Origin of the sequence: Campylobacter volucris (genome assembly GCF_008011665.1) — a bacterium.
Classification (GTDB): domain Bacteria; phylum Campylobacterota; class Campylobacteria; order Campylobacterales; family Campylobacteraceae; genus Campylobacter_D; species Campylobacter_D volucris_A.
In genome coordinates this window covers 46,639-58,526 of sequence record NZ_VOWJ01000014.1, presented here as the reverse complement: position 1 = coordinate 58,526, position 11,888 = coordinate 46,639, and the positions used below count along the sequence as shown (strand labels likewise).

Below are 11,888 nucleotides of genomic sequence, written 5' to 3'. Positions count from 1 at the left end.
ATATTCTTAGGAAATTATATGTTTGAACTTACAAGTAATTTTAAGCCAAGTCCTGATCAACAACAAGCCATAGATGGCATAGTAAAAAGTATCAAAAATGGAAATAAATATCAAACCTTGCTAGGTGTTACAGGAAGTGGAAAAACTTTTAGCATGGCAAATATAATTAAAAATTTAAATATGCCTACTTTGATAATGAGTCATAATAAAAGCTTATGTGCTCAACTTTTTAGTGAATTTAAAGGATTTTTTTCAAAAAATCATGTGGAATATTTTATAAGCTATTATGATTATTATCAACCAGAAGCTTACATACCAAGAACTGATATTTTTATAGAAAAAGATAGCTCTACTAATGAAGACTTAGAAAGATTAAGACTTAGCGCTAGTGCTTCATTGTTAAGCTATGATGATGTAATATGCATAGCTAGTGTTTCAGCAAATTATGGCTTGGGTAATCCTAGCGAGTATGTAGGTATGGTTTTGATTTTAGAATTAAATATGCAAATTTCACAAAAAGAACTCCTAAAAAAACTTGTAGATATGGGTTATAAACGCAATGATAATTTCTTTGATAGGGCTGATTTTAGAGTAAATGGAGATATAGTTGATATATATCCAGCCTATTATGAAGATGAGGCAATTAGACTTGAATTTTTTGGCGATGAGCTTGAGGCTATGTATCATTACAATGTATTAGAAAATAAAAAAGGTAGGGATTTAAAAAAATTTATACTTTATCCTACAAGTCAATTTAGTGTCACACAAACTAGGCTAAAAGAAGCTATTAAAGGCATTAAAGCTGAACTTAACAAACGCTTAGCATATTTTGAAAATGAAAATAAATTAGTAGAATATCAAAGATTAAAACAAAGAGTTGAATTTGATATTGAAATGCTAGAAAGCACTGGAATGTGCAAAGGTATAGAAAATTACGCACTACATTTAACAGGGCTTAAAAGCGGTGATACTCCTTATACGCTTTTTGATTATTTTGCTATTAAAAATCAAGATTTTTTGGTGATTGTAGATGAAAGCCACGTATCTTTGCCACAATTTCGTGGTATGTTTGCAGGGGATAGAAGTAGAAAGCAAGTTTTGGTTGATTATGGTTTTCGTTTGCCTAGCGCTTTAGATAATCGTCCTTTGATGTTTGATGAATTTATTAATAAAAATTGTAAATTTTTATTTGTTTCAGCAACTCCAGCTCCCCTTGAACTTGAACTTAGCAAAGAAAATGTTTTTTATCAAATCATGCGTCCAACAGGACTTTTAGACCCAAAAATAGAAATCAAAGATAACTCTAATCAAGTAGAAATTTTATACGATGAGGCTAAAAAAGTTATAGAGCGTGGTGAAAGAGTTTTAATCACAGTTTTAACAAAAAAAATGGCTGAAGAGCTTAGTAAATATTATCTAGAACTTGGCTTAAAAGTAAAATACATGCACTCAGAAATTGATGCTATAGAGCGTAATGAAATTATCATAGGATTAAGAAATGGTGCTTTTGATATTTTAATAGGAATTAATCTTTTAAGAGAAGGACTTGATTTACCTGAAGTTTCTTTAATAGCCATTATGGATGCAGACAAAGAAGGCTTTTTAAGAAGCACCACAGCACTCATTCAAACTATGGGAAGGGCTGCTAGAAATATAAATGGAAAAGTACTACTTTTTGCTCAAAAAATCACAAAATCCATGCAAGAAGCCATAGATATAACCAATGAAAGAAGGGCTTTACAAGAAGCTTATAATAAAAAGCATAAAATCACACCAACTTCAGTAAAAAGAGATATAGAAGAAAGTTTAAAACAAGATTTTGATCAAAGTGAAATTTATCGCAAAGGTAAAGAATTAGAAAAAATGCCTGCTAAAGAACGCGCAAAAATAATTAAAGAACTAAGAAAACAAATGCTAGAAGCTGCTAAAAATTTAGAATTTGAAAAAGCAGCAATGATTAGAGATGAAATCAATAAATTAAAAACTTTATAATTTTCCTTAAACAAAAAATTTAAGGAAAATTATTATTTATTTACTCTTTCTATATATTCTCCACGCACAGTATCTACACGTATAAGCTCTCCTTCTAAAACATGAAAAGGAATTTGAACCACTGCTCCTGTTTCTAAAGTAGCTGGTTTTTTATTTGATCCTTGAGTGTCACCTTTAAAATTTGGAGCTGTTTCGATGATTTTTAATTCCATCACTTGTGGAACCTCAACACCAATTGCTTTTCCATTATGAAATAAAACATCCACCATAGTTCCATCAAGCATCCATTTTTTAGCTTCACCCACATCTTCTTCGCTAATAGCTACTTGCTCATAAGTTTGAGTGTCCATAAACTGACAATTTTCACCATCATCGTATAAATATTGCATTTGTTTTTCTTCTAAATTTGGAGATTCGCATTTATCTCCTGCATGGAAAGTTTTTTCTAAAACCTTACCATCAATAAAAGATTTAATTTTAATACGAACAAAAGCAGGTCCTTTACCTGGCTTTACATGTTGATATTCTACAATCTTAAAAGGAATTCCATCAATTTCAATCTTTAAACCTTTTTTCAAATCTCCCATTCCATAAGAAGCCATATATTTTCCTTAGTCTTAAAATTAGTTTTTAATTGTAACAATCAAGACTTATAAAAAGCCTTAAATTTCTGCATATTCTGCAAAAATACAAGCATCTATCATTCTTAATTCTTCAAGTAATGTTTTTGATATTTTCTCATCTAATAAAATCACAGCTAAAGCTTTGCCAAATCCATCTCTTCCAAGTCTAAAATCTGCGATATTGACATTATTTCTTGCTAAAATACCACTAACATTTGCAATAACCCCTGGTATGTCTTTATTATTTAAAATAATCATTTTTCCTTTGGGTTTAAAATCAATATCAAAACCATTAAGTTCAACAATTCTTTGTTCATTCTCGCTAAAAATAGTCCCTGATATAGAAAGACTAGTTTTTTCACTAATAATTTTTATAGTAATTTTATTATTATAACCACTACTTGGTAAAATATTACAAGAAAGTTCTATATCTTTATCTTTAGCAACAAATTTAGCATTAATATAATTGATTTTTTCTCCAAAAACTTTTTTTAAAACACTAACTACAGCAAAAGTAAGTAAGGATTCATTGTATTTGCTAATTTCTCCTTCGCTTTCTAACTTAATGGCTTTAATAGGAGTTTTATCAAGCTGAGCTGCTAAAAATCCCATTTTTGAAATTAATTCTATATAAGGAGCTACAAATTTTGGCAAATCTTCTGTTTTAATAGGTAAATTTAAAGCATTAGGATAAGCAATTTCTCTAGCAGCACTTAATGCTTGCTCACATGCTTGTATAGAAATATTTTCCTGACTTTCTAAAGTGTTTGCGCCCAAATGCGAAGTGACTGAAACATTTTCAAATTCTAAAAATGGATGATTGGTAGCTGGTTCTTTTTCAAAAACATCGATACCAAGCCAAGCTATTTTACCATTTTTTAACCCTTCACATAAAGCTTGTTCATTATAAAGACCACCTCTTGCACAATTAATTAATCTTACACCATCTTTCATTTTAGAAATTTCATCAAAAGAAATCATATTATCTGTTTCTTTTGTTTTTGGAGTATGTATGCTTATAAAATCACTCTGGATTAAAATTTCATCTAAAGTTTCAACACATGTTACTCCTAAATCTGTCATTTTTGATGATGATATATAAGGATCATAAGCAATTACTTTCATACCAAAAGCTTTTGCTCTTGAAGCTACTCTTGAACCTATATTGCCAAATCCTATAATCCCTAAAGTTTTATACATAAGTTCAATGCCATACCATTTTTCTCTTTCCCATTTTTTTTCAATTTTCAAAAAATTATGAGCATTTACAAAAGATCTAGCTGAACAAAGCAAATGATTCATAGTAAGTTCTACAGCTGCTATGGTATTTGCGGTTGGAACATTCATCACTATAATACCTCTTTTAGAGCACTCATTAATATCTACATTATCAACCCCAACACCAGCTCTAATCAAGGCTTTTAGATTTTTACAAGAGTTTAAAAAATTTAAATCTACATCAGTAGAGCTTCTAGTAATTGCAACATCAACATCACTAAGCTCTTTTAAAAGTTCATCTTTTGATAAATGCGCAGCTTGGATTAAATCTATATCATCAGTATTTTTTAAAAGTTCAATTCCTCTATCTAAAATTGCATCACAAATTATAATTTTTTTCTTCATAACCAAACCTCCTTTAATTTTGCATTGATATCATAAATTTTTAATTGTTCTATTAAAGTTTTTAATACTTTTTCATTGTCTGTATCAAGATAAATTTTTACTTCATTCTTGCTTTGAGTTAAAGTATATTTTACAAAAAAAGCTTGCAAGATTTGTTTTAAACAAAACATAGAATACATATCATTTTTATTTACATCAAGTAAATAAAATTTCTGCTTAGGTTTTACCACAGAATCATCCATATTAAAATTCATATAAAATTCATTTGCCGCTGGGTAATAATCATTCATTTTAAGCTCTGATAATTTATTTTGCCAAGTTTGCGGAAGTTCTTTTTTTAACTGATCAAAAGAATATTTTGCATTTTGTGAGATACGCAAATCTCCTATATCTACATATCTCACCATAAAAATAAAAGTTATTAATAAAATTAAACTTAAAAAGCCTAAAATACCATATAGGGTATATGTTTTCATTTTTTTATTATGAAAGTTGATCTTTGATGATATCACCTAAAGTAACTTTATCATTATCATTGATTTCATTTAATGCTTCTCGTTCTTTCATTCTAGCAAGACTTTTTACACTTAAACGAATTCTATTTCTCTTTTCATCAATAAAGACTATCAAAGCTTCTATACTATCACCAATATTTAAACTAGAAAGATCTATCTTTCCTAAATCTTCTTTGTGAATCAATGCATCTACGCTTTCTTGTAATTCTACAAATAAACCAAAATCTTTAATATCCTTAATCCTACCATTAACAATCTCATTTACATGATGATTTTGAGCATAAATTTGAACAGGACTTTTTTGCAATTCTTTCATACTTAAAGATATTTTTTGAGTATCTTTATCAAGTTTGATGATCTTTACTTCTATTTCATCACCAACTTTATACAAATCTTTACATTTATCATTTCTATCCCAAGATGCATCTTCATTATGTAACAAACCTTCCATATTTGAAATTTTAACAAAAGCACCAAAATTTGTTACTGAAGTTACCACTCCTTTTACAATATCACCTACTTTATGTTTTTTCAAAAATTCATCAAAAGGTTTAACGAGCAAATTTTTTAAAGATACTCTAAGTCTTCTTTCTTTGGCATTAATCTCAATAACTTCCACATCAAGCTCTTGACCCTCACTAATATAATCTTTTGGATTTTTAGCATTTTTATCCCAAGAAATCTCACTAATATGTAAAAATCCTTCTATATCATTACCTAAATCTACAAAAGCTCCATATGGCTCTATATTAGAAACGGTTACTTTAATAGTATCACCAAGCTCTAGTCCATCTTTGATTTCTTCCCAAGGATCTGGCATAGCTAATTTTATAGATAAAGAAAGATGTTTTTTTTCTTTATCATATTTGATGACTTTTACAGGAACTTTATCTCCTTCGTTATATAAAGAGCTAGGATTTACTGGACCTTTGTATGAAATTTCACTATAATGAACCAAACCATCAACACCACCCACATCTACAAACATTCCATAAGTCGTGATTTTTTTAACCACACCTTCAATAATCTCTTCTTGATTAATCACATTAGATATAATTTCTTTGCGTTTTCTTCTTTCTTCATCAACAATTTTTTTTCTTGAAACAACAATACTTTGAGCGTCTTTATCTATTTTGATAATTTTAACTTTAAAAGTTTTATTGATGATATTATTAGTATCTTTGAAATTACTTTGTGATCGCGGAAGAAAAAATTCAACCCCATTTTCATCAATAGCTACAAAACCACCCTTATTTTTACCGATAATTTTTACATCAAAAATACTATCATCTTCTTTATAATTTTCTATAAATTCTTTAACTTTCTGTTTTCTTAAAGCTTTTTTATGAGAAAGTAAAGATCTGCCACTGCGAGAACCTATTATAGCGACTTCTAGAGTATCTCCTTCATTGAAGATTAATCCACCTTTGTCATCTTGAATTTCTTCTAATATTAAAATTCCTTCAGATTTTTGACCTATATTAACAAATACTTCGCCATCTTTAATCTCAACGATAACACCCTGTGTGATTGCTTCTTCATCGACTCTAAAAGATTCCTCAAGCATTTGCTCAAAATCTTCTTCTATGACTATATCCTCTAGTCTATTTTGAACTTTTTTGTTCGCCTCGCTCATCGTGGTCCTTTATTTTAAATTTTAATTTTAGATTATAATATTGTTTTCTTTAAACTTGGTTAATTTTAAGCATATTCCTTGATTTTTTCAAGCACTAAATTAATAACCCAATCAGGGGTTGAAGCACCTGCACTAATTCCGCATTTTTCTTTACCTTTAAACCATTCTTTTTGAATCTCTTTTTCATTTTCTATAAGATAACTATCTTGGCAATAATTTTTAGCAATTAAAAATAATTGCTTAGTATTGGCTGAATTTTTTCCTCCAACTATCACCATTACATCACTTTTTTTAGCAAGTTCATTGATAGCTTCTTGATTTTTAAAAGTAGCATCACAAATTGTGTTAAAAACTCTAACTTCTTTAACTTTAAGCATTAAAAAATTCACAATTTCCATAAATTTTTCAACTTTTTTTGTAGTTTGTGATACCACAGCTATCTTGGAGGGCAACTTAATGTCAAGCAATTCTTTTTCATCTAGCACCACATAAGCTTTTGTACTGACATAACTTCTCACACCTTTAACCTCAGGATGATTTTCATCTCCAAAAATTACCACTTCATAGCCTTCATTGCTCATTTGTTCGCAAATTTTTTGAGGTTTAGTTACAAAAGGACAAGTCGCATCAAAAATTTCTATATTTTTTCTTTTTAAATCTTCCAAATCTTGTTTAGTAATACCATGGGTTCTAATGATAGCTTTTTTTTCATCTTTTAGCTCATCGATACTTTCTAAAGTTTTAACATTATAATTTTTCCAAAGACGAGTAATTTCTTCATTATTATGAATCAATGGGCCAATAGTAGCTGCATCTTTAATTTGCTCTGCCTTTTTAATAGCTCTTTTCACACCAAAACAAAAACCATAACTTTTAGCTAATTCAATCTCCAATCTTAGCTCCTATTTGCTTTAAAATATCAATAAAATTTGGAAAAGAAGTTTTTATACACTCACTATCATCTATTTCCATTCCACATCTTAAACCTAAAATTAAAAAGCTCATCGCTATACGATGATCTCCAAAACTTTCAATTTTAGCACTATTTGCTATCCCTCCATCAACTTCAAAACCATCTTCAAATTCTCTTGCTGCTATATTACATTTTTGCAAATTTTCTACCACAGCTTTAATTCTATCGCTTTCCTTTACTCGCAATTCTTTAGCATTTTTAATCGCGCTTGTTCCTTTTGCACACGCAAAGGCTATAGCTAAAGCTGGCACTTCATCAATCAACCAAGCAATATTTTCACTCACGCTAATTGCTTGCAAAGTAGAGCTTTCTACACAAATTTCTCCTATACTTTCATAATCATTATTAGTTTGAATATAAGAAATTTTAGCTCCCATTTTTTCTAAAATTTTAAAAGCTTCTATGCGTGTTTTATTTAATAAAACATTTTTTAAAACCACTTTAGAATTTGGTAAAATACAAGCTGCAACTGCAAAATAAAATGCCGAAGACGGATCATTTGGGACGCAAATATCAAAAGCTTTAAGTTTTTCCTTTAAAGGTGAAATTTTAAATTTAGTGGCAAGATTATTGAGTTTTTCTATTTTTGCACCCATTTTGGTAAGTATTATTTCACTATGATTTCTTGAAAGCTCTATTTCTTCAAAAAAACTTTCACTTTTAGCATTTAAAGCTGCTAAAATCATAGCTGTTTTTACTTGAGCTGAAGCGATATTGCTTTTATAATTAAACCCTTCTAATTTAGCACCTTCTATACAAATAGGGGCTAAATTTGCATCATTTCTACCATAAATTTTAGCATTTATGTTTTGCAAAGGTTGGCTAATTCTTTTCATAGGCCTAGCGTTTAAATAACAATCTCCACTCAAAACAAAAAATCCATCTTCAATAGAACTTAAAAAGCCAATTAACAATCTCATCAAAGTTCCTGAATTACCACAATCAAGTATTTGATTTGGAGAGTGGATTTTATTTGGCGCTGTAATATAAATACATCCTGATTCTTCCTTAACCTCAGCTCCTAATAAAACAATGGCTTTTAGAGTATGTAATGTATCTTGAGCTTTTAAGTAATTTTTTATCTTGCAAGTATCTTTAGTTAATAAAGAAAAAATAACAAGACGATGAGAAATAGACTTATCAGAAGCTATATTCTCAAGAGTTGCATTAAAAGAATTTAAAGCATAAATTTTCATCGAAGCTTTAATCCAAATTCTTCATTTAAAGTTTTTAAAATTTTATCTGTTTGCTCTATAACAACGCTATCTTCTAAAGTCTTTTCAAAATCTCTAAAAATAAAATTAATAGTCAAACTATAAAATTCTCCTAAAGACTCATCAGTATATAAATCTACAACTCTAAAGCTCTCTAAGATATCAATATCTAGCTTAATAATTGAATTTTTAATTTTTTCATATTCAAATCCCTTAGGAATCATAATACTCAAATCTCTACTTATAGAAGGAAATTTAGAATAATGCTTTGCGGTTTTAAATTCTTGTTTTAAACCACTTATATCAAGCTCACAAATATAAGTTTTTATTAAATCTCTTTGATTTTCAATGGATAAATGAACTCTACCTACAAAACCTATATATTTACCATTTTTATAAACATTTGCTTGTTCATATGGACTTAAAAAAGTATGATTTGATTTTTGCATGCTAAATTCGCCTATAATGCTTTTAAGTTCAGCCAAAAAAGTATAAAAATCAACCAAAGTTGGTTTTGCTTTATTAGAAATTTTTGGCTCTTCTTTAAAACCACTAAAAATCATTGCAAATTTAGTATGTTCATTTGAAAATTCATCAAAAACACTACCACACTCAAAAAGTTTCACTTTTTTCTTAGAATTTCTTAAATTTAATTTTACTGCATTTAAAAGATGGTTGATCAAAGTGCTTCTTAAGGTGTCAAGTTCTTTAGTAATCGGATTGATTAGTTTATTTTTGATACATTTAAAGCCTAAAGAAATTAATTCTTCTTCATTGTCTAAAACATAATGAATACTTTCAAAATATCCATTACAACTAGCTTTAAATCTTAAATTTTTAAGCTCTTGATAGTCAAAATATACTTGATTTAAACGATTTTTTTCTTTAAATTCTAAAGCTTTTGAAGGTATATTATCAATACCTATAATCCTTAAAATTTCCTCGCTTATATCAGCAATATTATTAATATCACTGCGATGCAAAGGAATTTTTACATTAATTTGCTCATCATTTACTACAATAATGTCAAATCCTAATTTTTTTAAAATCTTTACTAAAACATTTTTATCTATAGACATACCAATGATTTTATCTATATCTGCAGTAAAAATTCCTATGATTTTATCTTCTATTTGACCAAATACTTGCTGAGTTCCTGAAAATACTGCTAAATTATCTATTTTTAAACATTCTTTTAGCAAATAATCCATTCCCAAAGAAAGCTTAGGCTCACTCCCTCTTAAACTACGATAACTAATATCATTTTTCTTTTTATGCACTGCCATAGCATTAGCTATAATTTGTGGATGAGTATAACTTGCTTCAATTACAACAATTTTACTATTTTCATTTATTTTAAAATTATCTTTTTGCTCAATTCCTGCTAGAGCAATTAAATTATTTTTATAATACACTCCATATTCACCATGCTCTAAAGAATTTATCTCTAAAATAATTTTTTCATCAATTTGACATTCTTGACAAAGTTTATGAAAATCATAAGCAAAAAATACCACACCTGTTGCATGCATGGTATAAGATAAAAGATTTTCTATGTTATTATTTTTATATTCTTGGATTAGCACTAAACGAATTTGTGCGACTATATTTAATTTAAAATTATCTTTAACTTCTAAGGCTTTATATGCGAAAAATCCGTTTAATTCTGTATGATTTTTAACACTTAAAATTCTTCCTATGCCAACACTATTTTCACTTTCTTTTACACTAGGAAGTTCTTTTAAATTTAAATCCAAAGCTGCACTTAAATCTCTTGCAACTCCGTATAAACTTAAACAATCTCCACGATTTGGTGTTAAATCTATTTCAATAAGCTCGTCATTAAATAAATCATATTCATTAAGAGCTTTTCCAAGAATCAACTCTCCCATACTTTCATCTAAAACCATGATACCTTCGTTACTTTTACCAAAACCAAGCTCACTAGAAGAGCAAATCATACCCATAGAATCCACACCTCTAAGTTTTGCTGGTTTTATTTTTAAATCATTAGGTAAAATTGCACCTACTAATGCAACAGCTACAATTTGATCTTTATCAACATTTTTAGCACCGCACACAATTTGTAAAATTTCGCTGCCTATATCAACTTTGCAAATATTTAATTTATCTGAATTTTCATGTTTAATTTTATCTAATACTTTTCCAATTACAACCTTATCAGGAGCTTTGACACTTTTAAAATTATCAACTTCTAAGCCTATGGAATTTAAAGTTTGAACAATAGTATTTGTAGAAATATCACTTAAATCAATCCACTCATTTAACCAATTTTTACTAATAATCATCTAAACTGCTCCAATAATCTTAAATCACCTTCAAACATAGAACGCAAATCAGGAATTTTATGTAAAAGCATTGCAAATCTTTCCACGCCCAATCCAAAAGCATAACCGCTAACATTTTTATAGCCTACAAAATTATAAACATTAGGATCAACCACTCCACATCCTAAAACTTCAAGCCATCCTGTTTGCTTACAAACCCTACAACCACAACCTTTACAAAAAACACATGAAATATCAACTTCAGCTGAAGGCTCTGTAAAAGGAAAAAAGCTTGGTCTAAAACGCACTTTTACATCTCCAAACATATATTTTAAAAAATTTTCAAGCATATCTTTTAAATTTGCAAAATTAACTTTACCTCCTTCTTCAACCACAAGACCTTCAACTTGATGGAACATAGGAGTATGGGTAATATCAAAATCTCTTCTAAAAACTGCTCCAGGAGCTATCATCCTAATAGGAGGTTTTTGAGAAAGCATAGTTCTAATTTGCACTGGAGAAGTTTGAGATCTAAGCAAGGTTTTATTTTCAAAATAAAAAGTATCTTGCATATCTCTTGCAGGATGATTTTGTGGTAAATTCAAAGCTTCAAAATTATGAAAATCATCTTCTATAAGCGGACCTTTTTCAATACTAAAATTTAAAGAATTAAAATATTCTATAATTTTATCCATCGTAGCAGCTATAGGGTGTAATGCCCCTGCATTAGAAGTTTCATCAAAAAAGCTAAAATCTTGCACATTTTGTTTCATTTTTTCATTTAAAGCTTTTTCTTCTAATTCTTTTAATTTTACCTGATAAACTTGATTAAACTCATCTCTTGTTTTGTTTAAAGTATTAGCAAATTCTTTTTTTTCTTCACCTTGCAAATCTTTTAATTTAGCAAATTCTAAAGTCAAAACACCTTTTTTTCCTAAAAAATTTACTTTTATATTTTCAAGCTCTGCTAAAGTATTTGCAGAATCAACTTGCGATATCATATTTTGCAATTTTTACTCCAAAT

At 28.6% G+C, this 11,888-nt stretch carries 9 protein-coding genes; 1 reads left to right on the top strand and 8 read right to left on the bottom strand.

Annotated features, from left to right (window positions below; translation table 11 throughout):
• The first annotated feature begins 18 nt into the window (after positions 1-18).
• Positions 19-1,992 carry an excinuclease ABC subunit UvrB gene (uvrB, locus tag FPD38_RS02195; RefSeq protein WP_147555162.1) on the top strand — a complete coding sequence of 658 codons (1,974 nt, stop codon included), beginning with the start codon at positions 19-21 and terminating at the stop codon, positions 1,990-1,992.
• Positions 1,993-2,024: 32 nt separating this feature from the next.
• Here uvrB and efp read toward each other — a convergent pair whose 3' ends face one another.
• The 8 genes from efp to pheS form a co-directional block, all read right to left on the bottom strand.
• Positions 2,025-2,594: an elongation factor P gene (gene efp / locus FPD38_RS02190; protein WP_147555161.1), complete on the bottom strand. Its 570-nt coding sequence runs from the start codon at positions 2,592-2,594 to the stop codon at positions 2,025-2,027.
• 60 nt (positions 2,595-2,654) lie between these two features.
• Positions 2,655-4,238 carry a phosphoglycerate dehydrogenase gene (gene serA, locus FPD38_RS02185; protein ID WP_147555160.1) on the bottom strand — a complete coding sequence of 528 codons (1,584 nt, stop codon included), beginning with the start codon at positions 4,236-4,238 and terminating at the stop codon, positions 2,655-2,657.
• On the bottom strand, positions 4,235-4,714 hold the full coding sequence (locus FPD38_RS02180; RefSeq protein ID WP_147555159.1) for a hypothetical protein: 480 nt from the start codon (positions 4,712-4,714) through the stop codon (positions 4,235-4,237). Before FPD38_RS02180 ends, serA begins: the two co-directional genes overlap by 4 nt.
• A gap of 7 nt (positions 4,715-4,721) precedes the next feature.
• On the bottom strand, positions 4,722-6,389 hold the full coding sequence (locus tag FPD38_RS02175) for a 30S ribosomal protein S1 (protein ID WP_147555158.1): 1,668 nt from the start codon (positions 6,387-6,389) through the stop codon (positions 4,722-4,724).
• Positions 6,390-6,454: 65 nt separating this feature from the next.
• A complete protein-coding gene (locus FPD38_RS02170) occupies positions 6,455-7,282 on the bottom strand; it encodes a 4-hydroxy-3-methylbut-2-enyl diphosphate reductase (RefSeq protein ID WP_147555157.1) in 828 nt (275 codons plus the stop codon).
• Complete coding sequence (aroA, locus tag FPD38_RS02165; protein ID WP_147555156.1) at positions 7,272-8,558, bottom strand: 3-phosphoshikimate 1-carboxyvinyltransferase; 1,287 nt, start codon at positions 8,556-8,558, stop codon at positions 7,272-7,274. Before aroA ends, FPD38_RS02170 begins: the two co-directional genes overlap by 11 nt.
• Positions 8,555-10,885: a phenylalanine--tRNA ligase subunit beta gene (pheT, locus tag FPD38_RS02160; protein ID WP_147555155.1), complete on the bottom strand. Its 2,331-nt coding sequence runs from the start codon at positions 10,883-10,885 to the stop codon at positions 8,555-8,557. Before pheT ends, aroA begins: the two co-directional genes overlap by 4 nt.
• Positions 10,882-11,874: a phenylalanine--tRNA ligase subunit alpha gene (gene pheS / locus FPD38_RS02155; RefSeq protein WP_410002923.1), complete on the bottom strand. Its 993-nt coding sequence runs from the start codon at positions 11,872-11,874 to the stop codon at positions 10,882-10,884. Before pheS ends, pheT begins: the two co-directional genes overlap by 4 nt.
• Positions 11,875-11,888 lie beyond the last annotated feature (14 nt).